Source organism: Sphingobium sp. YBL2 (assembly GCF_000943805.1).
Lineage (GTDB): Bacteria > Pseudomonadota > Alphaproteobacteria > Sphingomonadales > Sphingomonadaceae > Sphingobium > Sphingobium fuliginis.
Genome location: NZ_CP010954.1, coordinates 1266323 through 1289962, shown reverse-complemented (window position 1 = coordinate 1289962; position 23640 = coordinate 1266323). Strand labels below are relative to the sequence as shown.

Here is a 23640-nt window from a genome sequence, read left to right as displayed (position 1 = left end):
CCGCGAGGCTCCAGTCGCCGAACATAGCAACGTTCCGATACCTTCCGATCGGCCAATTCCGGCTATCGGAGAACTATCATGGGACATTCGGACCTCGACCCCGCCATACATGATCGGCGCCCTTGGAATGCAGGGCAGAATGTGGGGCCGAAGCGCCCTCTGAAGCCGCGCGATATCTGGGCAATCCGTTTCTATCTAGACGAACACAGGCGCCTGCGCGACCGGGCCCTGTTCGATCTTGCGATTGACAGCAAATTGCGTGGCTGCGACCTGGTCAAGATCAGGATAGGCGACCTGATGAGCGCAGGGTCATTTCGCGATCGCGCGACGGTTATCCAGCAAAAGACCGGTCGTCCGGTGCAATTCGAGATCATGACCGAGGCACGTAAGAGCCTCAAAGCATGGCTTGATCGGCGCGGCGGGACGATCCGCGACTTCGTATTCCCAAGCAGGATCGATTACCTTGGTCATTTGAGCACACGGCAATATGCGCGTCTCGTCGACGAATGGGTCTCGACGATCGGCCTCGACAGACGAGAGTATGGCACGCACTCGATGCGACGGACCAAGGCGGCGCTGATCTATAAAACCACAGGCAATCTCCGCGCTGTGCAAATCCTGCTTGGCCATACCAACATCGAAAATACAGTCAGATACCTCGGCGTAGATGTCGATGATGCTCTGACGCTGTCCGAACGGACTGAAATTTGAAATTTCCGGCTTCCTGATATTTCTGGGAAGCCGGTTCACCATATGTACGACCCGCAGGTATCACGAGTGCTGCTGACCCCGAGAACGACCGCTATGTCGGCGACCCCGGGCCATGACTAGCTTGCCGAGTAGGTGACGACCTCAATCTTGTTGCCATCGAGATCGTGAACGAAGGCTCCGTAATAATTGCCATCGTATTCAGGCCGTAGGGCAGGTGCGCCGCCGTCTGTGCCACCATTGGCGAGAGCGACCCGGTAAACCGTCCGACGAGCAGCGGCCAACGCGATGTGCACACCGTTACCAACGGTCGCCGGCTTACCATCGACAGGCTTCTCCAGAGCGAAAAGATATTCGTGTGCGGCGCTGCCATATCCAACCGACCCACCCTTCAGGCTCCGGCGCGACATTCCAATTACCGCGAGCACTGGATCGTAGAAGCGGATTGCGCGATCAGCGTCGTTGGTGCCGAGCGATACGTGATGGATCATCACAGGAGCCTCCTCCTTTATCGTTATTCCAAACGCGCAATTCGCAGACAGGATCCGGCAGGTCGAATCCATCTACCGCCGGATGACCAGCGCTGAATGGGCAGCTGCCTCCAGAAACCAGACTTCCAGCGCCCATTGCGGTCACTTTGGCTGTCGCCCTACAGATGAACACGAATAGCCCCGGCTAGGCTGAATGAACCAACGGCAATCGTCTTCGGGGCCATGAAGGTCGGCTATGTTGGCGACTGCCGACCAGACCCGGTCGCTCAGGCTTGCAGCAGTGAATGTCGCATCAAACCAAAACCTGCCTATCGCTGAGGGGAAAGCAGAAGGTCGGCAAAGCGCCCCACTTCGGTCGTGGAAGCATCTGGGCCGATCTACCGAAAGCGGACATAAAATCAGCTCGTGCTCGTGGCTGCAATGTCGGACAAAGCCGCCATTCCCTGAGCTTCGTGGCGACGGCGGCTTCTTACGGAAGCGGTCATTACCACCTGGATCGATCACCGGCGCGTAACGCGCAACTGTGGTGGGAAACTGCTCGGTCCGGTCTTGGTACCGAACCGATTGAAGCTGCCCGTCCGCTTTAACCCCATGCTCTGATCGCACCTGGGCGCTTCCAGATGAAGCGACCATCTGCCGATCACGGTTATCGAAGATTGGTCTTGGCGAGTTCTATGAGCTCGTCGCCCCGACCACTCAGTACAGCCTTGAGGGCGTAGAGGCTGAACCCCTTCGCCTGCTCAAACTTGATCGCTGGCGGCATCGCCAATTCCTGGGTGGCCGTGCGCACCTGTACGAGCGCCGGGCCGTCATGATCGAAGGCCTGCCGCAAGGCAGCTTCGAGCGTTGTCGAATCATCCGCCCGCAGCCCCAGTATACCCGAGGCTTCGGCAATAGCGGCAAAGTCGGGATTTTCGAGCGTGGTATTGACCGGCAGGAACCCGCCTGCCTTCTGCTCCATTGCAACAAAGCCCAGTGTCTGATTGTCGAACACCACCACCTTCACGCGCAATTTCAATTGCTTGAGCGACAAGAGGTCGCCGAGCAGCATGGCGATGCCACCATCGCCCGACATCGCCACCACCTGCCGCCCAGGCGCTGCCGCCTGCGCGCCGATTGCCTGTGGCAGAGCATTCGCCATCGAGCCGTGATTCGCCGAGAACAGCAGCCGCCGCTTGCCGTTGGTGCTGATATAGCGCGCCGCCCAGACGGTCGGCGTGCCCACGTCCGCCGCGATGATGGCGTCCTCGGCGGCAAGTTTGTCGATGAGATGGGCCAGATATTGCGGATGCACCGGCTTGCCCGCCGGCGCGGGCGTCGCGAGATGATCGAGCCCCTCGCGCGCCTTGCGATAATGATCGCGAGCGGCCGTCACGAAGCCGCGCTTGGTGGACATGGCCAGGCGAGGAAGGAGCGCCCGTATCGTTTCACCGACATCGGCATGGATCGCAAGATCGAGCGGGACGCGTCTGCCGAGCGCGCCGGGATCGCGATCGACCTGCACCACCTTCGCCTTCGCCGGGTAGAAATTCCGGTAGGGAAAATCCGTGCCCAGCATCAGCAGCAGATCGCAGTTCATCATGGCGTGGTAGCCGGAGGAGAAGCCGATCAGCCCGGTCATGCCGACGTCGAAGGGATTGTCCCATTCGACATATTCCTTGCCGCGCAGGGCATGGACAACCGGCGCTCCGAGCCTGTCGGCCAGTTGCACGACCTCATCGTGCAGTCCGGCGCAGCCGCTCCCGCAAAGCAGCGTCACCGCCGGCTGATCGGTGAGGAGCTTCGTTAGCCGGTCGATGTCATCCTCAGCCGGGACCAGCTTGGGTCTGCTCAACACCGGTCAGGCCGGATCGCGCGCGTCGGGCGCTGGTAGCATCGCCACGTCGCCGGGAATGACCAGGACCGCGACCCCCCTCTCGCCGATCGCCGTGCGCATTGCGCGGTGCAGGATCTCGGGCATTTGCGCCGGATTGCTCACCAACTCGCAGAAGTGGCTGCATTCGCGGAACAGTTCCTGGGGATGGGTTTCCTGAAAATAGCCCAGTCCGACTTCCGAGGAGGGGATATGGGCGGCGATCGCCAGCACGGGCACATGATTGCGATGGCAATCGAACAGCCCGTTGATGAGGTGGAGATTTCCCGGGCCACAGCTGCCCGCGCAAACCGCGAGCTTGCCTGTGACGGCAGCCTCCGCACCGGCAGCAAAGGCCGCCACCTCTTCATGGCGGACCATCATCCATTCGGGTTTGCCATGCGTGCGGAGGCTCTCGTTGAGCGCGTTGAGGCTGTCCCCGGTGACACCCCAGATGCGTTCGACACCGGCCGCGGCCAGCGTGGATGCGAGAAGATCAGCGATATTCCTCGACATGATACACCTCCAATGTGGGGCCAATCCGACTCACAGCGTGACGATAAACCGCTAGATAGCAACTGCCTGAGCGGTGTCCCGAAGCGGCTCCCCGCCCAACGTGTCTGCGATCCAGTTGAACACCACCTCGTCCTTGAGCGACAAGGCTCCCGACTGGCAGTGGTTTTCCGCGCCGTCCTCGGCCGTGAAGGGGGCAAAGACTTTCGGGACGTTAAGACTGTCGAAGACGCGCTTCGGCTGTCCCTTGAAGAAGAGGTCGCCATCGGCCTCCATGACAAGGCACGGACACTGGATATTCTGGATAACGCCATCGAGTGTATAGTCCTTGGCTCGGTCGATGACGTCAGCGATTTCCTTCACTCCGAACGACCAGGTTCCCTGGGTTACCACCCAGCGCAAGGTCGTATTCTCTTCCATCCGTTCGGTAACGATATGGTTGCAGCGATCACGGTCGCCCGCGTCGTAGGCGGCGACGGCGTCGGCCGGCAGGATATTGTGAAGGCTGTCGTAAAATGAATAGACACCATCGAAGAAGACCGCGCCCTTGAAGCGATGCTCGAAGGCGGCGGCCCGCGCCGCGAAGTAGCCGCCAAGGCTCATGCCGATGAGAATGAGCTGATCCGGGTCGACGTCAGGTCGGCTCAGGGCATAATCGACCGCCGGCGTCACGACCTTCTCCCAATCGTACCGAAAGGGAAGGTTTTGCTCGCGCATCGGAGCGCCTTGCCCCGGCCCATCCCAGGTCAGGACGTTGTAGCCGCGAAACGTCCCGCCCGCGCCGCCATAATAGAAAAGCTCCTCGATGCTGGAATCGAAGCCGCCGTGGAAGATGATCGTAGGCCGGGGCGTGTCCGAGGCATCGGGCTTATAGAAATAGCCCGGAAGCGTGGTCCCCTCATAGGGAATTTCGATCGGTTCCCACGTGGGACCGGTCAGGTCGGCAGCGTTTCTGTAGGCACGCTGCGAAGCGCGCGAGGTCGACAGAATCCGCTCATCATCTGGATTGCCGTGAAGATAGAACTCGGCCATCCGAAAATAGGTCGAGGCGCGAAGAAAGGCAGTCCGGGCGCTGATCCGATGGCCTGCGTCGAGATAGGCCTTAGCCCGCTCGAGCACGCGCCCTGCGCGCTCGTCCCAATGTTTGAACCAGCTTTCGAAGTCACCCTCGCTAATCTGGCCCGCGGTCACGATCATTTCGCCGAGATCGGCGCCGCCATAGTACATGAAGCCCAGGTTCCGAACGAACTCGAAGGCAAAATGATCGTCTTTGAAACCGACTTTCATTGGAGTGTCCTTTCCTTTGCAACGGTTGAAAGCTCGCGCGGAAGGACCGCGCGGAATCTGATGAAAACCAGCTCCTGAGATGGCGGAGCCTGATGAGCATGCGAAAGCGGGGCGACCGCCTCGAGACTACTACCTATCGGGTGCCGTCGATCTCGGGGCAGCAGCGAGCCGCTTCCATCAAGGCCTCAGATCGTCCGATCCACAATGTGATCGTGCGTCTGGGCCAGTGCCGTGGCGATCGGCGAAAGATCGCCTTCAACCCGCAGAGCGCCCATCTCGAGCGCCGCTTCCCGCGCGGAGTCGAAGTATGGATCGTCGTTGTGCAGAAGGTTCAACGCCCGCGCTGCTGCGACGGTCACCTCGATCGTCACGTCACCTCGCTCGTCCGGCCAAACGCCGACACGGTAGGTGGCAAAACCTGCGCGGATGTCGAAGCGGATACCTTGCATGAGCCCGTCGGCAAGCGGCGCGCCATCGGAGTAGCGCTCGACGAAGGTCCAATCGAACGCGCTGTACGGTCCGCCCTCATTGAAAGCATCGCAGACGACCGTTCCCACCATCTCGAACCATGCGTGCGAGCCTTGCAAGAGCCTGGAATGCGTTGGCATGGGTGCTCTCCTCAGGCGACGGCCAGGACGATCTTGCCCTGGAGATTGCCTCTGGCCGCATGCTCATGTGCTCTGCGGGCCTCGGACAAGGGGAAGGTGCTGTCGATCATCACGCGGATGGTGCCGTCATCGAGCAGCGGAGCAATCTGTGCGAGCTGCGCACCGCTCGAGTTGACCTGCGTCGTCGAGACGTTGACGCCGAGCCGTGCGGCTTCGCCGCCGTCGTCATAGCCCAGCCCAAACACCGGGAACAGGGAACCGCCGGGTTTGAGCGTCGGCAAGAAGCGGCTGCTCTGTGGCCCGCCCACCGCATCGACGACGAGGTCGAGATCTCGAAGCTCGTCCTCCACCTTCGTTTTGCCATAGTCGTAAAAGGCATCGGCGCCGAGGTCCCGCAGCATGGCCTCATGCTTGCCCGAGGCGACCGCGATCACCTGGGCACCGCGCCACTTGGCGAGCTGCACCAGGAGATGTCCGACACCGCCGCCCGCGCCGTTGACCAATACCCGCTTTCCTTCGAGCGGTACCGGGACATGCTGGTTCGGCTGCAGCGGGTTCGGCACGTCGTGCCCCTGGTCTATGATGAACTGCCAGGCGGTCAGCAGGGACATCGGCGCGGCTGCGGCATGGACATGGTCGATGCCCGCGGGCTTCAGCGCCAATTCTGTCGCCGCCACGGCGACATATTGCGCATAGGCGCGGCTCTCGCCGTTCAGGCCGCTCGGGAAGCGGACCATCGCATAGACTTCATCGCCAATGGCGAAGCCGACCACATCATCGGCGACCGCCTCGACGACGCCAGAGATGTCGGTGCCGGGAATGATAGGAAAGACCATCTCCGGCCGCCATTCGGGCGGCAGCATCTCATAGCCTTCGCGCAGATACCAGTCGGGTGGATTGACGCCGACGGCATGGACCCGGACCAGGACTTCGCCGGCGCCGATCACCGGCTTGGGCGCATCCTCATACACCAGGACGTCCGGGCCGCCAAAGGCGTGAAGTTGAACCGCCTTCATCACTTCGTTCATCGCTGCCTCCTTCAAGAGCGTGCTGATCGAGACGGAGATAAAGGACGAAACAGAGATTGATAATTGGGCTCAAATACGCTTCAATTATGCCATGAAGGAACAAGTGGCATTAGATCGCCTGACGGGTCTTTTTGCGTTCGCCCGTGCCGGATCGCTCGGCAGCTACACCGCCGCCGCCCGCTCGCTTGGCGTATCGCCGTCAGCGATCAGCAAAAGCGTCCAGCGGCTTGAAAAGCAGCTTGGCCTGTCGCTCTTCACGCGGACCACACGATCGCTGACGCTGACGGCCGAAGGTCGCGAGCTTCACGAGCGCGCGCTCAAACTTCTACGGGACGCTGAGGAGATCGAACAGGTCGCCACCGCTGTGCGCGCGGAGCCTTCCGGCACGCTGCGTATCGCGACATCGCTCCCGATCGGCCTGCACCTTATCGCGCCCTCGCTGCCGGATTTCCGTGCCCGCCATCCCAAGGTCATCGTCGACATGCGTCTGGACGACCACTTTGTCGACATCGTCGATCAGGGCATCGATATCGCTGTACGCCTCGGTGAATTGGCCGACTCCCGGCTTTTGTCTCGCCGCCTTGCACCCTTGCGTCTCTGCGCCTTTGCCGCGCCCTCCTACCTCGCTGCGCGCGGGACCCCCGGGCATCCCGACGAGATCGCGGCGCATGACACGGTCAATTTGCGTTTCCAGAGCACGGGCCAACTCTTCCGCTGGCCGTTCCGGGTCGGCCAGCGCGAGATCGAGATCGTGCCGCCATCGGGCGTGATCGTCGACGCGAGCGAGGCCGTGATGGCGACGGTGATGGCGGGCGGGGGCATCGGCATCATCGCGGCCTTCATCGCCGAGCCCTATGTGGCTCGAGGTGAACTCGTGCCGGTCCTCGACGGCTTTGCCGTGGAGCGGCACGGCATCACCGCGCTCTGGCCGGAGAGCCGCAGAAGCAATCCGGCCGTTCGCGCCTTCATCGATCATATTCAAAACGCGGCTCGCCGGATCGCTCGCCTCAGTTGAGGAAAATATCCCATCAGAGCGTGCCGCTGGCCAGCAGTTCACGTGTGCGCTTCAGCGTGGAGAGGAGCGCCGCCTTATAGCCTTGCTCACTGTCGAACTGCGCCTGTTCCGCCTGTTCTTCGGCACCACCGGGCGCTTTGTCCCGCAGTCCGAGATAGCAGTAGAAGCGCAGCTGCAGTTCACCCGCCTCATCCTCGAAAAGTTCGTTGACGATCGCGCCCTCGCGTGGGCCGGTCGCCTGGAAGAAAGTGACCTTGCGGCCGGGCTCGAGCACGATAATCTCGCGCAGATCCTTGCCGCCGATCGTCGCCTCGCGCACGAAGTGGGTCGCGCTTTCCTCGATGACGTCGCAGCGGGTGCACAGACCCGGCGGCAGGAAGAGGCGGGCGTCGCGCGCCTTGAGCTCGAGGCCCTTCCATACTTGCTCGGCGGTCAGCCGGGTTTCGCCGTCGGGGTTTATCGGAACGGTTGCTGTTGAATAGATCATGACGATTGTCCTTGTTCGATGAGGTCTGGAGTCAGCCGACGAGCTCGGCCACATGATCGCGATAGGTCCGCAAGGGGCGGCCGAGCAGCGCTGTCAGGCGCTCGACGTCGCCCGCTTCGGGAACCATGCCGTCGGTCTGGAAGCGCTCGGCCATCTGGCGCATGTCATAGGCCATCCACGCGGGCATGAACTGGCGAAGGTTCTGCTCGAAGCCGGCCGTGTCGTTGCCCGGGAAGGCGATCGGACGGCCAAGCACGTCGGACCAGATCGCGGCGGCATCGGCGCCGGTCAGGGTATCGGGCCCGACCAGGTTCATGCGGGTCAGCGGCAGCGACTCGGGCGATTGCTCGCGGCGGATGAGCTCGATCGCGGCGATCTCGCCGATATCGCGCGCATCGATCATGGCGAGGCCCTTGTCGCCGATCGGCACCGGATAGATGCCATAGCTCGATACCACGTCCTTGATGGTGGCTTCGTTTTCCATGAAATAGGCCGGGCGCAGGATGGTGGCGCTAAAGCCCATGGCCTCGATCATTCGCTCGACGCCGAACTTGCCGGCGAAGTGCGGCACGTTGACATAGACATCGCTGTGGATGACCGAGAGATAGACGACCCGCTCGACCCCGGCGTCTCGGGCGACGTTCAGCGCGATCAGCGCCTGCGTGAATTCATCCGCGACGACGCCGTTGAGCAGGAACAGCGTAGAGACGCCCGACATGGCCGAGCGGAGCGCATCGACGTCGAGCAGATCGCCCTTCGCCAGTTCGACATCTGCCGGCAGGCCGGCTTTCGCGGGATCGCGGACAAGGGCGCGCACGTTGGCGCCGCGGCGGACAAGCTGATCGACGACATTACGTCCGACATTGCCGGTCGCGCCAGTTACGAGAATGGTCATGAGGGTCACTCCTTTTCGGTTGAGCCGGTTGGCAGTTCCGAAAATGATCGATCCATATTCCTGCAAATAGATGCTATGTTTAGACTGTCCGTCTCAATGGTGGAACAGTATGGATCTGCTAGCCCTCGCCGATTTCAACCTGGTGGCCCGGTACGGGGGCTTCGGAAAAGCCGCGCGCGCCGCCGGACGGCCGAAGGCCACCTTGTCCCGGCGCGTCGCCGAACTGGAGGCGAGGCTCAACCTGCGCCTGTTCGAACGCGGCGCAAGGGACCTCAAGCTGACCGAAGAAGGGCGGGCGCTCTTCGAGCGTGCCGGCAGGCTTCTTAGCGAGTTGGAGGAAACCGCAGCGGCCATCGCCTCGGGTGGCGAGCGCCCGCGCGGGCGGCTGCGGATCAGCGCGCCGCTTCTGTTCTGTCAGACCGCGATGGGCAAGTTAGCCGCCGACTTCGCGCGGCGCTTCCCTGACGTCCGGCTTGAGGTGACGACCGAGGATCGCGCGGTCGACATGATCGAGGAAGGGTTCGACCTCGTGATCCGCGTGAACCCCGACCCCGACGAGAGCCTGGTGGGCCGGGCATTCCTGCGCGACCGTCTGGTGGTGGTCGCCCCGCCGGGACTGACGCCGCCGGTCGGGGGCGCAGCCGTGCCCGCAGTCGTGCGCACGCCGGCCGACGCCGCAGCGTGGCGGGTCAAGTCGTCCTCGGCGCCCGCGAGCATCGCCATCGAACCGGTGTTGAGCCTGTCCTCGCTCATCATGATCCGCGATGCGGTGCGCAGCGGCGTTGGCGCCGCGCGCTTGCCGATTTCGCTGGTCAGTCACGATATCGGCGACGGTACGCTCAACCATTGGGGTGACGCGGATACACCCGATATCGCGCTATGGACGCTGTATCCGACCAGGCGGCTGCTGAGCGCGCGGGTCTCGGCCTTCCTCGATCATCTCAGGCGTGCCTTTCCGAACGGGACGCCTGACGAGCTGGCCGCTTACATCGGCAAGTGAAAGCCTCAGCCCCACTCGCTCATGCCGCTGCCGACAGGCCGTCGCCCTTTCTCGATGCATCATAGGCCGCTTGGGCATTAGCCAGCGCGGTGCCGTGGACGAGCGACCAGTTGTAGAGCGCGGCGAAAGGCTCCCGCAGAGAGGCCCCGAGCGTGGTGATGGCATATTCGACGCCGATCGGCTGCGTCGGCAGGATTTTGCGGCTGATCAAGCCGTCGCGCTCCAGCCGTTTCAACGCATCTGACAGCGCCTTGTGGGTGATGCCGTCGAGTCGGCGCTTAAGGTCATTGAACCGCGCCGGTTGCGTACACAGAACGCTGAGGATCAGCACCGTCCACTTATTGGCGATCTGTTCGAGAATCGGTCGCGTCGCGGTCACGTCCAGCGGCAGTTCGATAGCGCAGGGGTCGCGAGTATACACAGCCATATCTAGTCACTCCTCGGTGCGTTCTTGCGCGTAGATATAGCGAATATATCTACGCGTCATCATCAATGACGTGAGGAATCATGGGTAGCCTTTCAAACAAGATCGCAGTCGTCATCGGGGGCCATGAAGGCATTGGCGGCGCCATTGCCGAGCGCTTCGCGGCGGAAGGCGCCACGGTCTACGCCACAAGCCGGCGCGCGGCGGAAGGGGAGACGGCGCACGGGGCCGGCGTGCTGAAACCACGCCGCGTCGATGCTTCCGATCTGGCCGCGCTGGGCCCCTTCTTCGAGGCGGTGCAGCGCGAGGCCGGCCGGGTCGATATCCTGGTCGTAAACGCGGGCATCTCCGAGTTCGCGACCCTGGACGAGGTCAGTGAGGATCATTTCGACCGGACATTCGGCCTCAACGTGCGGGCATTGCTGTTTGCGACCAAGGCCGCGACCGCGATCATGCCGGATGGCGGCTCGGTTGTGTTGGTGGGTTCGATTGCTGATGGAATCGGCACCAAAGGGTACGGCGTCTACGGCGCGACCAAGGCGGCGGTACGTTCGTTCGCGCGTACCTGGGCCAACGAACTGGCTCCTCGCAACATCCGCGTCAATGTCGTGGCGCCGGGACCGACCGACACCGCGATGATGGCGGCGACATCCGACGAGCTGCGCGAGACGCTTACACAACTGATCCCGCTCGGCCGCATGGCCCGGGCCAGCGAGGTCGCGTCTGCGGCGCTGTTCTTCGCCGGCGAGGACAGCAGCTTCGTCACGGGTGCCGAACTGCCGGTCGATGGCGGCATGGCGCAGGTTTAGCCCCCGTCCAAGACCGTCAGCAGAAAAGGCGGGGTCAGATTAAGGACGCGCACCTTCCAAAGACACTAAGCTCCGATCGGGGGAACCGGGCTCGGCGCGCTCCTGGAAGAAGGAGGCGAGGAGCGCGGCAACCGCCTCTGGTTGCTCTTCGGGAATGAAGTGCCCGCTTTCAGCCACGGTCTCACCCCGCACGTCATCGGCATAGGCTCGAAGCGGCGCCGCCATGTCTGGGATGGACCCTTGGTCCGCGCTGACCGCGAGCACCGGCATGGTCAGCTTGCCGTCTCGTACGAGCGCCCGGTTCTGCTCGGCGGACAAACCGACCTCGCGATAATAGGCCAAGCCCGCCCTCAGTGCGCCGGGAAGCGTGAAGATCCTGACATATTCGTCAAGATCGGCATCGCCGATACTGCGTGGATCGGCGACCTTGCGACGCAGGAACCAGTCGAGATATTCCCGCTCGCGCCCGGTGATTAGCGCCTCCGGCAAATCGGGGACGGTGTGGAAGGCGAAGTGCCACGTCTTCCACGCACGGTCCGGCGCGGCGGGCAGCAGATCCGGCAAAGTCACGCCGGGAATGCCGGCATCGAACAGCGCCAACCGCTGCACCTCGTCGGGATAGGTGAGCGCATATGGCAGCGCCACCCAGGCGCCGATATCATGTGCGGCAAGCCCATAGCGAGACAGGCCAAGCCGTGCGAGCAGACCGTGAATGTGTCGGGCGAGAGTGCCGGTGTCATAGCCGCTGAGCGGCTTATCGGTATCGCCCTGGCCCGGCATGTCGATGGCCACGACGTGGAAGTGCTCGGCCAGCAGTGGCATGACCCGACGCCATGCGTACCAGCTCTCGGGAAAGCCGGCGAGAAGGACCAGCGGCTCAGCATCAGCGGAGCCTGCGGTCACATAGTGGAAACGCAGGCCCTCGACCGTGGCAAAGTGATGTTCCATGTCCCCAGGGCCTGAAATGGCGGAGGTCGTCATGCTGCATGTCCTTCATCAGTCGAGAATCTTGAGCGCAAGGGCCACGAGGCCGTCTGGGTCGGCTGGGTCCCGCAGCTTCCCGGTCGCGCGGAGGCCTTGAAGCAAAGCCAGCAGCAGATCGACGCACGGCTCCACCGGCAAATCGGCTCGCACCGACCCGTCCAGCTGTCCCTCTTGCAACATGTCGGTCAGGCCGGCGCGATTGTCGGCAAGGGTTGCCGCTACGCTGGCGCGCAACGATGCTTCGAGTGTCGAGGCCTCAACTAGGCTAGCCACCACCAGGCAGCCGCGCCGTCCGTCTTCGCCAGAGGCGGATTCGAGATAGGCGTATAACGTCGCGGCGATGCGCTCACGGCCGGTTACCGCCTGCGCGAGGCGCATGGCGACAAGCTTACGCCTTTCGCTGACGTAGCGATCGTAGGCCGCGATGAAGAACTCACGCTTGCTCCCAAACGCCTTGTAGACGCTGCCTGCGGTAAGACCGGTCGCCTCCTGAAGCGCGTCGACGGAGGCGCCGTCATAGCCGCGTTCCCGGAACACCTGCATCGCACGGTCAAGCACCTCGTCCATGTCGAAGGCGCGAGGACGGCCCATGGTCCGCCTGGCATAAGGTTTTTCGCTACTCACAGCCGTAAGTTAGGAAACGATCATTTCCTATTCAAGCCGACCGCGAGGCTCACGGACAGGAAGATTGCGGGGATAAGATGATTTTTGCCCGCCCCAGCAGCGTTCGGGTGAAACGGTCAGGCGTCGACGATCGAATGGCTGCTTCCGTCGAAACTGGCCGTTTGGGCGGGCCCTGCCAACGTCTTGGTATGGTCGGAAGCGGGCCAGCACGGTGGCGCGACTGAACGGCAGCTTGCCTCATTCTGCCGTTACAACCGGACAGGCAGGATGCGGCCCACTTCCGGGCGTAATTTTTAGCCAGTGGACTGTTCGTAGAATGTCGCGTTTTGGCGATGGACCTGCCGCTGAGACCACAGCGTGGGATGACGGCAAAGTCCCAGCCCTCGTCTTTCAGCAGTGCAGCGGCCAGTGTGAACGGATGGCCGGTTTCGATGACCTGACCAAGGCGATCGAACGTCTGAAATGTTGGCGGCTTTGCGCCCACGACCGAGACGAGTTCAAGCCGCAGATGCCATGTGACGCATTCGAATAGCTGTAATGTCGGCGGACGCTACTGGGCCAGTTAGCCTAAGGCCTGAAGCGAGGCGGTGCCGTGCGGCATCTACGTCAGCGCCGCCCGTTTTGCACTGACCTCAGAACCGATAGGCGAGCGCGAGGCCGGCGGCCGGTTGCCACCGACCGCCCTCCTCGGTGACGGGGCTGTCGGCCAGATCGCCGACAAGATAGCTCGCACCGGCGCGGGCAATCACCCCGAGACGGCGGGTGAACCAGTAGGATGCCGTCACGCCCGCGCCCACGTCCCGGAAACCTGCGCCGGGGCGATAGGCTGGCAAGCCGCTGGCAGCGGCGGCGACTTCGTCGATGCCGAAATAGGTGCGGGCATAATCCGCGTTGGCCCAGCCGGCCTGCGCATCGAGCGAGAGGGAGAAGACGGGGTTACGGATCGCTGCATAGCTTGCCGTTGCGGTCGCGATCAGGCCTTTGTGGGTGTCCGACACGTCGTGGACGACGGTCAGGTCCATCTGCACCGATCCCTGCCCGAAGCGGTCGCCGCCGATCCGGTAGCCGATGAAGGCGCCCGCCTCGATCGCGGTGTCGATCTCCGGCAGGAGGCCGACGGGCCCATCGGCATCGTCACGCGGCAGGCGCAGGCCGATCGCGGGGCCGAAGGAGAGGCGCGAACCCGGATTGAGATCGAGGCGCAGGCGCTGGCCCCGCATTTCCAGGCTGACGACGCCGAGGCGGATGTCACCGGTGACGAAGGGGAGCACGCGCATATCACTTGCGCCGTCATATTCGGGCACGATGCCGGCGCTGACCGCGACGATGCCACGCGAGGGGGTGTCCGAGGATGATTCCTGAGCATGGACGCCGGTGGACGACAGGGCGGCGCCGCAGACAAGCAGGGTCGAGACGAGAATTCGCATAGTCAATTTCCTTCCTTTTGAGGGGGCCGCGGCGGGGGCCATCGGCTAGGATTGGCGACCCCCTGGGGTCAGCGCTGCCGAAGCAAGGCAGCGATCCTGTGGTTTGCCATCAGAATTGCGATGCCGCTGAGGATGCTGGCGACGGGCACGGTCAGCAGGCCGAGCCCGAGGCTATTGGTCATATGCGCCGCGCTTCCCGCATCGCTGATCAGGCCGACGATAAGCGGACCCAGCGCAGGGCCAAGCAGGCCCGACCCGATCAGGACCAGGCTCGACGCCATGGCCTCGCGGCCCTGGCCGGCCACGAGGTGCGCGGCGCCGAAACCCCATGGCAGCAGGAACGCGAAGGACAGCATGCTCGGCAGGAACAGCAGGATCGAGAGCCAGCCGATGGGGGCGAACAGGCCCGCCGTCGTCGTCACTGCGGCAATGATGAACAGGATAGCAGGGGGACCCAGCACGTGTCCGGTGCCCGAGCGCACCACCCGGTCAAACCAGCGACCGCCCAGCAGCGTGCCTATGATGCCCAGCAGGCCCTGCGGCAACCCGAAGGCGAGGCCGGCTTCGCTGGCGGTGAAGCCATGGGTGCGGATGAGGAAGGGTGCGGCGAAGGCATAAAAAGGCGCCGCGGCAAAGCCACTGGCGATCGCGCCGATGAACAGCCAGCGGAAGCCGGGTGCCGACAGCAGGCGCATGCTTGTGCGCATGAAGGGTTCTGCAGAGGCCGCCAAGCGCTGCAGCGGTGGCGTGGGCCTGATGGCGACGAACGCGATGAGGGCGATCACGCCGCCAAGGGCGCCCGCGCCGACCAGCGCCGTGCGCCAGCCGACCGTGTCGCTGAGCGCGCCGCCGGCAGCAAACCCCACCATGGTGCCAAGAGGGATGCCCAGAGCGAACAGCCCGATCGCCAGGCCTCTTCGCTCCGGCCGGATTTTCCGGACGATAATCGCATGTCCGGCCGGGATCGCGCCGGCCTCCCCGAAGGCTACGCCGAGGCGCGTGAACGCCAGGACCAGGAAACTCGCGGCAAGCCCTCCGAGCGCCGTCATCGCGCTCCAGACCAGCGCGCAGAAAACAAGCACGAAACGGGGCGACCCCCGGTCTGAAACGCGGGCAAGTGGCAGGGAAAGAAGCGTATAGCAGACCGCGAAAGCAAGTCCTGTGAGCAGTCCGATTTGAGTATCGCTGAGAGAAAGATCAATCTTGATCGCTTCTGCCATGATGAAGGGCAGCATCCGATCAATCTGCGAGATCAGGCTGACGAGGAATAGGGCAACGAGTATTGCACTGGAGTACGATCCATCCGCATGTTCATTCGAACGATCCTCGCTGGTCGGGAAAGAAGCGCTGGATATTTCTGTTGATCGTGTGGCAATTTCTGCCATGATCTTTACGCTCCTCGCTTGGGTTGGTGCCAGCAAGTTAGATGGAGTGACCCATGATCAGAATGCCGAATACCTCAATAAATTTGCCCAATCCTCCAAGCGCCGATAGGGTGAGCAGAGATGGGCAGGTCCTGCGCTGGCCGCTCGCCCAGGCGGAGAAACGCGTGCCTTCAGCCCTTCACGCGGCGGTCGCCGCTCATATCGATGCCCAGGGCGGCGGCGAGGGCCGTTTTCCCACGCGGCTTGCCAGCATGCACATCATGCGGTCCTTCGAGGCCCGAATGCCGATGCGGCAGGTCTATCGGCCGGGGCTTTGCGTCGTGATCCAGGGCGCAAAGGAAATCCTCTTCGGTGAGGAGACCTTTCGCTATGGTGTGATGGAGTGCCTGGCGATCGGTCTCGATCTTCCGGCCAGCGGACGGGTCATCGAGGCAAGCGCGGACGCGCCTTATATCGGCATCACTATCGATCTCGACATGACGATCATGCGCGAGGTGCTGGGGCAGCTCGAAACGCCGCCCGTGCCGACCAGCGGGTCAGGGCCCTGCCTGTTCGTGGGGAAGGTCGATGTACCTCTGGCCGATTGCATGCTGCGCCTGCTCAGGATGTCCGATACGCCCGAGGCGATCCCGATCCTCTACCCGTCCGTGATGCGGGAGATCTGCTACTGGCTGCTGACGAGCCCGAATGGCGGCGAGCTGCGCAACCTTGGCCTGCCGGAATCGAGCAGCGAGCGGGTCAGCAGGGCCATTTTCCAGCTGCAGAACAGCTTTGCGCAGACGCTGCGGGTGGAGCAGCTGGCCGAGACGGCGCGTATGAGTCCATCGTCATTTCATCAGCATTTCAAGGCGCTAACGTCCATGACGCCGCTTCAGTACCAGAAGCAGCTGCGCTTGCTGGAAGCCAGGCGATTGATGGTAGTCGACGGGATCAATGTGAGTGAGGCCGCTTATCAGGTTGGCTATGAAAGCGCTTCGCAGTTCAGCCGGGAATATACGCGGATGTTCGGTGCCGCGCCCAAGCGGGACGTGCTGGATATGCGCCGCCAATATAGCAGATATGCCAGCCGCACGCTGCAAGAGGCATAAGCGCGGCGCGGTGGCGCCGGCTTGGGAACCGCGCCTTCACATGGCCGTGCGTCAAAGCAGCCCTTTGTACGCCGCCAGGTGGACACTCCGCACGACCGGCTGAAAGCCGAGCCGCCGGGCAAGCGCGCCGTCCATATGCAGGCGCCAGGGATTGGTCAGCGGCGCGGAGGAGGGCTCCATTGTGCCTCCCGCCAGCTGCACCAGTTCATGGATCGATGTGGGGGCATCATCGCCGATATTGACGATCCGTCCGTCCATCGCGCCATCCAGCGCCAGCATCATGGCGGTCGCAATGTCGCGGTGATGGACCATGCTCATGCGCTGGGCGGGGTGAAGCTTCACCTGGGCAAGGTGCCGGGGGAGCGACTCGATATGGCCGTCCCCATCGCCATAGACGAAGCCGAAGCGCTGGATCGACCAGTTGAGGCCGCTGTCCCGCAGTTCCGTCTCGGCGGCCAGCTTGCTCGCTGGATAGTCGAGCGTGGGGGAACAACGATCCTCTTCTGCGCCGGGTCGCGGGGAGTCGGCGTCATAGACGTGGGACGTGCTGGCCATGATGAGCCGCGCGTCCGGCGCATGGGCCTTCATCGCGGCGATGAGGTTGCGCGTCCCGTCGAGATTCACCTTCCAGATGAGATCGGTATCGGTAGTGCGGAAGACGGCTGCGAGGTGGATGACGGCCGAAACGTCCTGCACGGCCGAAGCCAGCGATGCGGGATCGAGCAGGTCGCCAGCGGCTATCGACACGCCCGCAGGCACGCCACTGCCCGGCCGGGCCAGTGCCCGGCAGTCCAGCCCCGCCTGCACAAGACGCGGAAGAAGCCGGGCGCCGACCAGTCCGCTCGCGCCGGTTACCAGGATCGTCATGCTCTGTTTCCTTTCTCAAGCAGATTTTCGAGCCGTTCGCTCGCCGTCCGAAGCACGGTGATCGTGGTCTCGATATCGGCCTCGTCCATCCCGCCGAATGCCACGGAGCGAATGAAGGAGAGATCGGGCAATGCTGCCCAGAGTTTCGCGCCGGCCTCGGTGAGGCGCAGCAGCTTCTGACGCTGGTCGGCCGGATCGGGTGCCTGCTCGACGAGCCCTTTGCGTACGAGAGTTGCGACGATGCCGCTCATCGTCGCGCGCTCGATCTCCAGTAGCCGTCCCAGGTCGCGCTGAATCGTCGGGCCGACCGTAACCAGCCGGTGCAGTACATACCATTGCACGGAGCCAAGACCGTGAGGGCGAAGGGTAGCATCCATCACCGTACGACCAGCAAAATAGCAACGTTTAGCCCAAGCTCCGACCTCCTCACGCGCGGTGCTTCGCTGTTGCTGAGACATAACGCTTCCTCTATTTCGTAAGCTACCTTGCAAATATGTTAGGTGCCATACGACTGTCAAGTCTGTTGCCTGCCTGGCGTTCTTGCGGGCGTGCCAGAGGAATAGGCTAGTTTTTTGCGCGTTCCGGCATGGTGATTTCGCTGCCTGCCGCCATCATTGAGACGTTGGGCACGGCTGCGGATCGGGAGGACATGTCCCGAGGCGGGCAGCCCTGCCGGATTGGCGAGGACCATCGATGACGAACTGGACAAGCGATGATATTCCACCGCAACAGGGGCGCACGGTCGTTGTGACCGGCACCGGCGGTCTGGGTTTTGAGGATTCCATGGCGCTGGCCCGGGCGGGCGCCGATGTGGTGATGGCCGGGCGCAACCCTGAAAAGGGCGCCGCAGCAGTGGCGGCGATCAAGCGCGCCGTTCCCGACTCTCAGGTGCGGTTCGGCAGGATGGACCTGGCCGATCTCGGCTCGGTCGCCGCCTTCGCCAGGCAGCTCTCGCAGCAACAGGACAGTCTCGATCTACTCATCAATAATGCCGCGGTCATGCGTCCGCCGGAGCGTCGCGAAACGCGCGATGGCTTCGAACTGCAGTTCGGCACAAACTATCTCGGGCATTTCGCGCTTACCGCGCATCTGTTGCCCTTGCTCAGGAAAGGGCAGGATCCGCGGGTCGTCACGCTCAGCAGTGTCGCAGCGCGCCAGGGCGCGATCGATTTCGATGATCTGCAGGCAGAGCGCAGTTATCGGTCGATGGAGGTCTATGCACAGTCCAAGCTCACCTGCCTCATGTTCGCGATCGAGTTGAGCCGGCGCAGCAAGGCGCTGGGCTGGGGCATCGAAAGCCTCGCAGCGCATCCAGGTATTACGCGCACCGATCTGATCGTGAACGGCTCGGGCCGGTCCAGCCTTCATGGACGGTTGCGCCGCTACCTCTGGTTCCTGTTTCAGCCGGCCTGGCAAGGCGCCCTGCCGACGCTCTTCGCGGCGACCAGTCCATCAGCGCGAGACGGTTGCTATTATGGTCCCGACCGACTCGGCGGCACGCGCGGATATCCGACCGAGGAGCAACCGCCCAGGCAGGCGCTGGATAGCGCTGCCGCCGCTCGCCTGTGGAGCCTGTCCCTCGACCTGGCAAAAGTGCAGTTTGCTTGATGCCGCTCATAGGGAAGCCGGCAAATTGCCATCGGACCTCAAATTTTCACTGAAGTCCATGGCAAGCTCGAATAATTGCGCCACCGGCAAATTATGAACCTCTGGCAGCTTTCGACGATTTCCTTCGAGATCGCGAACGTCGGCTTTGTTGGCGAACCGAGGTATTGGGTGGAACGGCGGCAAGACGCGAGCCCCTCGCGGGAATGTGTAGAAATACGGCCCGAACGCTCACGTGACCTGATCAAACTGCCCGCCTCCAAAGCCTCGCAGGTAGCGACGAAGCTCAGCCAAAGTGCGATCGCGACATGGCGGCCACCCGTGCGGACATGTATCGAAAACTGTCGCCCGACGAGACTTCAACGAAGGCGCGGCGTCCACCTCGCTTCAAGCTCTCGGGTTTCATTTTCCTCGTCCTCTGCGTCCTCATCGATGTAGAGGAGAGTGACCTTGAAACCATTTGACTGGCAGACTGCCTGCTCAAGGACAGCGGGAAAACTTACATCGCGCTGAGGCTGAAGCCATATGCCGCCGTTCTGGCTGACCCACGGCGATGGAGTACCCGTGTGCCGGTGTCGACGCGTCAAGGAAGCCAATGGCAGTTGCGACCCCTTCCGTACGTCGAGCGGCGGAAAATCCTTTGAGGTCCGGCTGTAGCGAACCACGTCTTCATGCGAGAAGATGACGGCGCAGGTTTCCGGCGATAGCTCTACATACCTGTTCGCGACGGCCTCCATGCTTACATCGTAGAGGTCGCTGAGTTGCCGGATATGGCTGGCGTCGATGCCGCCCAGGCTATCAATGTCTTTCGCGAACAACGGCTTTGGCATGAGCAGGCCTGCTGAAAACCGGTTTGCCTCGGCCTCTTGCCGCTTATATGCATCGGTGCGGCTGCTTTCCTCAAGGTCCTGCTTGCTGCATTGCCTCTGATAGCCATGCGACGGAATCAGAAAATGCCCAAGCTCATGCCCGATGGTATAGCGCTTCCGTTTCCTTGGCAGTCCATCCTTGGTGAGGATGATGCCTTTGTTCTTGTCGGGATCGGCAGTTAGTCCGCCTATGAACCCGTCCACTTCCAGGGTTTTGAAACCAATGATGCCAACATCGGATGCGATATCCTCAAGGGGCACCCGCCTCGGCAGATCGGGATAGTAACCGAAGAGGACCTGCAGGAGCCGCTCTGGAGAGCCGCAATCCGCCAATTCCATCCTCAGATCGACATTCACGGCTTCTTCGCTTTCAGCGCTTCCGCCACGCTCCGCAAAGCTTCCCAGTCTTTCTCGGAAAGCTGGCCATCAAAATCGCGAAAAAACTGTAGTGCATTGGCTTCGTCGGGCTCGATTGAATCATCGTTAAAATACGCGATTGGCACGCGGAAATGATCGGCAAGGCGCTTCACGATTTCCATACTGGGATTTTTGCTCGTCCCCTTTTCGAGTTCCCAGACGTGAACCTTGGAAATGCCAACCCCGTCAGCGACCTGCTGGAGTGACTGACGGCTCTGCTCGCGCAGCTTCTTCAACTTCGACGCCAACGACATGCGATGCGGACCAACCTCTGCTTTTCCGGTTAGGTCTATCTTACGCCCTGGACGACTGGCTTGACAAGCATATCGTCGTTAGTTTAATCTAACGATCGTTCGATGATAGCCTGAAAGGAGGTGATTCTATGTCGGGCAAGAACCAGCATGTCGTGCCGCACGAGGGCGGTTGGGCGGTCAAGGGGGCGGGCAACTCACGCGCAACCTCGGTCCACGAAACGCAGGCTCAGGCGATCGAGGCGGCGCGCAACATCGCTCGCAACCAAGAAAGCGAGCTGCTGATCCATGGGCGCAACGGCCAAATTCGCGAACGCGACAGCTTCGGCAACGATCCGTTCCCGCCGGAGGGCTAACAGGGAGGCTCCCTAAGGGGAGCCTCCTCTCACATTCGATCAAGGAGGAAGTAATGGCCGTTTACGTCGTCACGTGGAATCTCAACAAGGAAGGTGCGGCCTACACTACCGCTCGCGCAACCTTCCTCAAGCATCTGGCCAAGTACGATAATACGCAGGATTCCGGCCTGGAGACGGTGCGTTGGATTTCAACGAATGAAAGCGCGCAGCAGGTTTCCGACTATCTCCGTCAGAAACTGGATGACAATGACCGGCTGTTCGTCTCGAAAGTCGTCTCCGGCACCCATGCGGGGTGGCTCGAAAAGTCTGTCTGGACGTGGATTGATGCCCGCCTTTAACCGGCTGTTTTCTGCTCTGATGCCGGGGCGTTGATCCGTGAGGCGATTTGGCGGCTGCTTACGTCTAATCAACGCCCATTGGTTGTAGCGATTCCGCCTGTCCGCATCACTGCCATCCTGGAGATTGCTATCGCGCGAAAATGAACGAGTGGCGGGTTTCGATCCCGTCGCTAACGCCTGTGAACGTCCGAGATGTTGGCGTTTTAGGACCTACGCCGTTCTGGAAGGCCTCTTACCCCCTTCAAATCGCCATCGCCACATGCGGTGTTGTCCTTAACCGCCCCATGTCTCGGACGGGCGGGGCGCCGAAGAGACGACGATATTCGCGGCTGAACTGGGAGGGGCTGTCATAACCGACGCGGAAGCCCGCCTCCGCCGCGTCGAGCCGGTCGGCCAGCATCAGCGCCCGCGCTTCCTGCAGCCGCAGCTGCTTTTGGTATTGCAGCGGGGTCATGGCGGTGACGCGGCGGAAATGGTCATGGAAGCTCGACAGGCTCATGCCGGCAAGGGCGGCAAGCTGCGGCCCGCTAAACGGTTCGCGGAAATGGGCTTTCAGCCAAGCGATCGCGCGGGCGATCTGGCCAGTGCGGCTTTCGCCGCTGGCGATAGCGCGCAGCACGCCTCCGCCAGGCCCGGTCATCAGCCGTACCAGCAGTTCCCGCTCGATCAGCGGCGCTAGCAGTGACGCGCTCGCGGGATCGCCGAGCAACGCCGTCAGCCGCGTCGCCGCGTCGATCAGTTCGGGCGTCATCGGGTGCAGCGTCATGCCTCCACCATCCTCCGCGCCCGGCGATAGGGGCGGCAGGGTTAGCGCGATCTCTGATAGCAGCGCTGGGTCAAGATAGAGGCAGAAGCACAGATAGGGCGTGTCCGCGCTCGCCTGCGTCACCGCCCCGGTAATCGGTAGATCGATCGAGGCCACGAGATAGTTGGCCGGACCATAGTCGATCACCGCTTCGCCCAGCAGCACACGCTTGCCCCCCTGCGCGATGATGCACAGCGCCGGGCGCTGCACCATATGCACCGGCTCGCCGGTTTGGCCCGAACGAACCAGCGCGAGGCGCTCGATGGGTGTGTCGATGATGCCGTCTCGATCGGCATATCGGGCAATTTGCTGGGCCAGGCCTTCATGCCTCACCGGCGTGTCCCCTTCATTTCTGCTGCGATTAGCTAGTAGCTTGCTAACGAGCTGTCTTCCACCCTCCCGTTCCAAATCTGGAATATCGTGCAATCATTCCGCACGACCATTCTACCGCTCTGGGGTGCAGCAGCGCCATTCAGATCGCATCGGATCGACGGTCGGTCCGCCTGAATAGGAGTGACTATCATGGCTATCGAGGACAAGGTCATCGCGATCACTGGCGCCAGCAGCGGCATCGGCGAAGGAACAGCGCGGCTGCTGGCGGCGCGCGGCGCGAAGTTGATGCTGGGCGCACGCCGCACCGACCGGCTCGCCGCGCTGGCCGAGGAACTGAACGCGGCGGGAGGCACGGTCGCCTTCCGGTCGCTCGACGTCACCGACCGCGCCGACTTCGAGGCGTTCATCGCCGCAACGGAAGCTGACTATGGCCGGGTCGACGTGCTGGTCAACAATGCGGGCCTGATGCCGCTGTCGCGCTTCGATAGCCTCAAAGTCGACGAGTGGGATCGGATGATCGACGTCAACATCCGCGGCGTTCTCCACGGCATCGCCGCGGCGCTCCCTCGCTTCAAAAGCCAGGGCAGCGGCCAGTTCGTCAACATTTCCTCGATCGGCGGCTATGCCGTTTGGCCGACCTGCGGCGTCTACAGTGCGACCAAATATGCGGTGCGCGCGATCTCCGAGGCGCTGCGTATGGAACATGACGACATCCGCGTCACCATCATCGCTCCGGGCGTGGTGGAATCGGAACTTGCCCACACTATCACCGATCCGGTTGCGGCGCAGGCGATACCCGCCATGGTCAGCTCCTTTTGCGCTGGGCTGAGGTCGCCGCTGCGCTGCTGGGCGCGACGATGCCGGTATATTTCGACATGGCGCGCAGGCCGATTTCCGGCCGGACGCCCGTCAGCAATTTGGCAGAGAGGTAGATGTTTCTCCGGAGATTGGCGTCATGGTCGGTGCCGATCGCGGCCGGTACGAGGCGAGCCGGATCATTGATCGGCCGCACCCAGAGGACCGGATGCCCAACCCATGGAAGCCCAAGCCGTCCGGAACGTAGCAGCGCTTCACTGGAGGAAATGGTGCGGACCTGCCAGCCATAGCTGCGGCCGAAGCGGAGGAGGCGCGTCCAAAGATCGCCGCAAGGTAGGCAGCCGGGAGCCGAGCTCAT

At 62.6% G+C, this 23640-nt stretch carries 27 protein-coding genes; 9 read left to right on the top strand and 18 right to left on the bottom strand.

The window, feature by feature from the left end:
- Positions 1–78: 78 nt before the first annotated feature.
- Entirely contained in the window at positions 79–711 is a 633-nt protein-coding gene (locus TZ53_RS06130; protein ID WP_044660722.1) for a tyrosine-type recombinase/integrase, read from the top strand.
- Positions 712–827: 116 nt separating this feature from the next.
- Here the strand turns inward: TZ53_RS06130 and TZ53_RS06125 are convergent, their stop codons facing one another.
- The 6 genes from TZ53_RS06125 to TZ53_RS06105 form a co-directional block, all read right to left on the bottom strand.
- Positions 828–1199: a VOC family protein gene (locus tag TZ53_RS06125; protein WP_044660721.1), complete on the bottom strand. Its 372-nt coding sequence runs from the start codon at positions 1197–1199 to the stop codon at positions 828–830.
- 646 nt (positions 1200–1845) lie between these two features.
- On the bottom strand, positions 1846–3033 hold the full coding sequence (locus tag TZ53_RS06120; protein WP_238320126.1) for a thiamine pyrophosphate-dependent enzyme: 1188 nt from the start codon (positions 3031–3033) through the stop codon (positions 1846–1848).
- A gap of 6 nt (positions 3034–3039) precedes the next feature.
- The gene (locus TZ53_RS27465) at positions 3040–3567 is read right to left on the bottom strand and encodes a thiamine pyrophosphate-binding protein (protein ID WP_238320125.1); all 528 of its coding nucleotides are present in this window, start codon (positions 3565–3567) and stop codon (positions 3040–3042) included.
- A 51-nt stretch (positions 3568–3618) separates the two neighbouring features.
- Positions 3619–4851: an alpha/beta hydrolase family protein gene (locus TZ53_RS06115; RefSeq protein ID WP_044660720.1), complete on the bottom strand. Its 1233-nt coding sequence runs from the start codon at positions 4849–4851 to the stop codon at positions 3619–3621.
- A gap of 185 nt (positions 4852–5036) precedes the next feature.
- A complete protein-coding gene (locus TZ53_RS06110) occupies positions 5037–5459 on the bottom strand; it encodes a hypothetical protein (RefSeq protein WP_044660719.1) in 423 nt (140 codons plus the stop codon).
- A gap of 11 nt (positions 5460–5470) precedes the next feature.
- A complete protein-coding gene (locus TZ53_RS06105) occupies positions 5471–6487 on the bottom strand; it encodes an NADP-dependent oxidoreductase (protein WP_044660718.1) in 1017 nt (338 codons plus the stop codon).
- A 19-nt stretch (positions 6488–6506) separates the two neighbouring features.
- Between TZ53_RS06105 and TZ53_RS06100 the strand changes: the two genes are divergently transcribed.
- Positions 6507–7502: a LysR substrate-binding domain-containing protein gene (locus TZ53_RS06100; RefSeq protein WP_238320124.1), complete on the top strand. Its 996-nt coding sequence runs from the start codon at positions 6507–6509 to the stop codon at positions 7500–7502.
- 13 nt (positions 7503–7515) lie between these two features.
- Here the strand turns inward: TZ53_RS06100 and TZ53_RS06095 are convergent, their stop codons facing one another.
- Positions 7516–7989 carry an SRPBCC family protein gene (locus TZ53_RS06095; RefSeq protein WP_044660717.1) on the bottom strand — a complete coding sequence of 158 codons (474 nt, stop codon included), beginning with the start codon at positions 7987–7989 and terminating at the stop codon, positions 7516–7518.
- Between the two features lie 31 nt (positions 7990–8020).
- On the bottom strand, positions 8021–8884 hold the full coding sequence (locus TZ53_RS06090) for an NmrA/HSCARG family protein (protein ID WP_044660716.1): 864 nt from the start codon (positions 8882–8884) through the stop codon (positions 8021–8023).
- 109 nt (positions 8885–8993) lie between these two features.
- Here TZ53_RS06090 and TZ53_RS06085 point away from each other — a divergent pair, with 109 nt between their 5' ends.
- Positions 8994–9884 carry a LysR family transcriptional regulator gene (locus tag TZ53_RS06085; RefSeq protein WP_044660715.1) on the top strand — a complete coding sequence of 297 codons (891 nt, stop codon included), beginning with the start codon at positions 8994–8996 and terminating at the stop codon, positions 9882–9884.
- Between the two features lie 19 nt (positions 9885–9903).
- Here the strand turns inward: TZ53_RS06085 and TZ53_RS06080 are convergent, their stop codons facing one another.
- Positions 9904–10311 carry a winged helix-turn-helix transcriptional regulator gene (locus TZ53_RS06080; protein ID WP_044660714.1) on the bottom strand — a complete coding sequence of 136 codons (408 nt, stop codon included), beginning with the start codon at positions 10309–10311 and terminating at the stop codon, positions 9904–9906.
- Between the two features lie 80 nt (positions 10312–10391).
- On the opposite strand from TZ53_RS06080, the gene TZ53_RS06075 reads away from it, so the two are divergent.
- Complete coding sequence (locus TZ53_RS06075; RefSeq protein WP_044660713.1) at positions 10392–11117, top strand: SDR family NAD(P)-dependent oxidoreductase; 726 nt, start codon at positions 10392–10394, stop codon at positions 11115–11117.
- Positions 11118–11156: 39 nt separating this feature from the next.
- On the opposite strand, the gene TZ53_RS06070 is transcribed toward TZ53_RS06075, so the two are convergent.
- The 4 genes from TZ53_RS06070 to TZ53_RS06055 form a co-directional block, all read right to left on the bottom strand.
- Complete coding sequence (locus TZ53_RS06070; RefSeq protein ID WP_044660712.1) at positions 11157–12098, bottom strand: alpha/beta fold hydrolase; 942 nt, start codon at positions 12096–12098, stop codon at positions 11157–11159.
- A 15-nt stretch (positions 12099–12113) separates the two neighbouring features.
- On the bottom strand, positions 12114–12668 hold the full coding sequence (locus TZ53_RS06065) for a TetR/AcrR family transcriptional regulator (protein WP_197565238.1): 555 nt from the start codon (positions 12666–12668) through the stop codon (positions 12114–12116).
- 689 nt (positions 12669–13357) lie between these two features.
- A complete protein-coding gene (locus tag TZ53_RS06060) occupies positions 13358–14152 on the bottom strand; it encodes a MipA/OmpV family protein (RefSeq protein WP_044660711.1) in 795 nt (264 codons plus the stop codon).
- A 68-nt stretch (positions 14153–14220) separates the two neighbouring features.
- Positions 14221–15537: an MFS transporter gene (locus TZ53_RS06055; protein WP_044660710.1), complete on the bottom strand. Its 1317-nt coding sequence runs from the start codon at positions 15535–15537 to the stop codon at positions 14221–14223.
- Between the two features lie 110 nt (positions 15538–15647).
- On the opposite strand from TZ53_RS06055, the gene TZ53_RS06050 reads away from it, so the two are divergent.
- Positions 15648–16625, top strand: a complete 978-nt coding sequence (locus tag TZ53_RS06050) for an AraC family transcriptional regulator (RefSeq protein WP_044660709.1) — start codon at positions 15648–15650, stop codon at positions 16623–16625.
- 51 nt (positions 16626–16676) lie between these two features.
- On the opposite strand, the gene TZ53_RS06045 is transcribed toward TZ53_RS06050, so the two are convergent.
- Both TZ53_RS06045 and TZ53_RS06040 read right to left on the bottom strand, forming a co-directional pair.
- Positions 16677–17492 carry an NAD-dependent epimerase/dehydratase family protein gene (locus TZ53_RS06045; RefSeq protein WP_044660708.1) on the bottom strand — a complete coding sequence of 272 codons (816 nt, stop codon included), beginning with the start codon at positions 17490–17492 and terminating at the stop codon, positions 16677–16679.
- Complete coding sequence (locus tag TZ53_RS06040) at positions 17489–17869, bottom strand: MarR family winged helix-turn-helix transcriptional regulator (RefSeq protein WP_235870838.1); 381 nt, start codon at positions 17867–17869, stop codon at positions 17489–17491. Before TZ53_RS06040 ends, TZ53_RS06045 begins: the two co-directional genes overlap by 4 nt.
- A gap of 316 nt (positions 17870–18185) precedes the next feature.
- On the opposite strand from TZ53_RS06040, the gene TZ53_RS06035 reads away from it, so the two are divergent.
- On the top strand, positions 18186–19100 hold the full coding sequence (locus TZ53_RS06035) for an SDR family oxidoreductase (RefSeq protein ID WP_044660706.1): 915 nt from the start codon (positions 18186–18188) through the stop codon (positions 19098–19100).
- A gap of 356 nt (positions 19101–19456) precedes the next feature.
- On the opposite strand, the gene TZ53_RS06030 is transcribed toward TZ53_RS06035, so the two are convergent.
- Both TZ53_RS06030 and TZ53_RS06025 read right to left on the bottom strand, forming a co-directional pair.
- On the bottom strand, positions 19457–20323 hold the full coding sequence (locus TZ53_RS06030) for an ImmA/IrrE family metallo-endopeptidase (RefSeq protein WP_044660705.1): 867 nt from the start codon (positions 20321–20323) through the stop codon (positions 19457–19459).
- Complete coding sequence (locus TZ53_RS06025; RefSeq protein ID WP_197565237.1) at positions 20320–20619, bottom strand: helix-turn-helix domain-containing protein; 300 nt, start codon at positions 20617–20619, stop codon at positions 20320–20322. The genes TZ53_RS06030 and TZ53_RS06025 overlap by 4 nt, the downstream gene beginning before the upstream one ends.
- Positions 20620–20765: 146 nt before the next feature.
- Between TZ53_RS06025 and TZ53_RS06020 the strand changes: the two genes are divergently transcribed.
- Together TZ53_RS06020 and TZ53_RS06015 are read left to right on the top strand one after the other, a co-directional pair.
- Positions 20766–20990: a DUF2188 domain-containing protein gene (locus TZ53_RS06020; protein WP_044660703.1), complete on the top strand. Its 225-nt coding sequence runs from the start codon at positions 20766–20768 to the stop codon at positions 20988–20990.
- Positions 20991–21043: 53 nt separating this feature from the next.
- Positions 21044–21328 carry a hypothetical protein gene (locus TZ53_RS06015; protein ID WP_044660702.1) on the top strand — a complete coding sequence of 95 codons (285 nt, stop codon included), beginning with the start codon at positions 21044–21046 and terminating at the stop codon, positions 21326–21328.
- A 241-nt stretch (positions 21329–21569) separates the two neighbouring features.
- Here TZ53_RS06015 and TZ53_RS06010 read toward each other — a convergent pair whose 3' ends face one another.
- Positions 21570–22466, bottom strand: coding sequence for an AraC family transcriptional regulator (locus tag TZ53_RS06010; RefSeq protein ID WP_044660701.1), 897 nt, complete (start codon positions 22464–22466; stop codon positions 21570–21572).
- Positions 22467–22655: 189 nt separating this feature from the next.
- Between TZ53_RS06010 and TZ53_RS06005 the strand changes: the two genes are divergently transcribed.
- Entirely contained in the window at positions 22656–23468 is an 813-nt protein-coding gene (locus TZ53_RS06005; RefSeq protein WP_337589246.1) for an SDR family oxidoreductase, read from the top strand.
- Positions 23469–23640 lie beyond the last annotated feature (172 nt).

Excerpts from the sequence above, each read along its gene's own strand:
- TZ53_RS06130 (WP_044660722.1), top strand. The coding sequence starts at position 79 with ATGGGACATTCGGACCTCGACCCCGCCATACATGATCGGCGCCCTTGG.
- TZ53_RS06125 (WP_044660721.1), bottom strand. The coding sequence starts at position 1,199 with ATGATCCATCACGTATCGCTCGGCACCAACGACGCTGATCGCGCAATC.
- TZ53_RS27465 (WP_238320125.1), bottom strand. The coding sequence starts at position 3,567 with ATGTCGAGGAATATCGCTGATCTTCTCGCATCCACGCTGGCCGCGGCC.
- TZ53_RS06115 (WP_044660720.1), bottom strand. The coding sequence starts at position 4,851 with ATGAAAGTCGGTTTCAAAGACGATCATTTTGCCTTCGAGTTCGTTCGG.
- TZ53_RS06110 (WP_044660719.1), bottom strand. The coding sequence starts at position 5,459 with ATGCCAACGCATTCCAGGCTCTTGCAAGGCTCGCACGCATGGTTCGAG.
- TZ53_RS06105 (WP_044660718.1), bottom strand. The coding sequence starts at position 6,487 with ATGAACGAAGTGATGAAGGCGGTTCAACTTCACGCCTTTGGCGGCCCG.
- TZ53_RS06095 (WP_044660717.1), bottom strand. The coding sequence starts at position 7,989 with ATGATCTATTCAACAGCAACCGTTCCGATAAACCCCGACGGCGAAACC.
- TZ53_RS06090 (WP_044660716.1), bottom strand. The coding sequence starts at position 8,884 with ATGACCATTCTCGTAACTGGCGCGACCGGCAATGTCGGACGTAATGTC.
- TZ53_RS06085 (WP_044660715.1), top strand. The coding sequence starts at position 8,994 with ATGGATCTGCTAGCCCTCGCCGATTTCAACCTGGTGGCCCGGTACGGG.
- TZ53_RS06080 (WP_044660714.1), bottom strand. The coding sequence starts at position 10,311 with ATGGCTGTGTATACTCGCGACCCCTGCGCTATCGAACTGCCGCTGGAC.
- TZ53_RS06075 (WP_044660713.1), top strand. The coding sequence starts at position 10,392 with ATGGGTAGCCTTTCAAACAAGATCGCAGTCGTCATCGGGGGCCATGAA.
- TZ53_RS06070 (WP_044660712.1), bottom strand. The coding sequence starts at position 12,098 with ATGACGACCTCCGCCATTTCAGGCCCTGGGGACATGGAACATCACTTT.
- TZ53_RS06065 (WP_197565238.1), bottom strand. The coding sequence starts at position 12,668 with ATGGACGAGGTGCTTGACCGTGCGATGCAGGTGTTCCGGGAACGCGGC.
- TZ53_RS06060 (WP_044660711.1), bottom strand. The coding sequence starts at position 14,152 with ATGCGAATTCTCGTCTCGACCCTGCTTGTCTGCGGCGCCGCCCTGTCG.
- TZ53_RS06055 (WP_044660710.1), bottom strand. The coding sequence starts at position 15,537 with ATGGCAGAAATTGCCACACGATCAACAGAAATATCCAGCGCTTCTTTC.
- TZ53_RS06045 (WP_044660708.1), bottom strand. The coding sequence starts at position 17,492 with ATGACGATCCTGGTAACCGGCGCGAGCGGACTGGTCGGCGCCCGGCTT.
- TZ53_RS06040 (WP_235870838.1), bottom strand. The coding sequence starts at position 17,869 with ATGGATGCTACCCTTCGCCCTCACGGTCTTGGCTCCGTGCAATGGTAT.
- TZ53_RS06035 (WP_044660706.1), top strand. The coding sequence starts at position 18,186 with ATGACGAACTGGACAAGCGATGATATTCCACCGCAACAGGGGCGCACG.
- TZ53_RS06020 (WP_044660703.1), top strand. The coding sequence starts at position 20,766 with ATGTCGGGCAAGAACCAGCATGTCGTGCCGCACGAGGGCGGTTGGGCG.
- TZ53_RS06015 (WP_044660702.1), top strand. The coding sequence starts at position 21,044 with ATGGCCGTTTACGTCGTCACGTGGAATCTCAACAAGGAAGGTGCGGCC.
- TZ53_RS06005 (WP_337589246.1), top strand. The coding sequence starts at position 22,656 with ATGGCTATCGAGGACAAGGTCATCGCGATCACTGGCGCCAGCAGCGGC.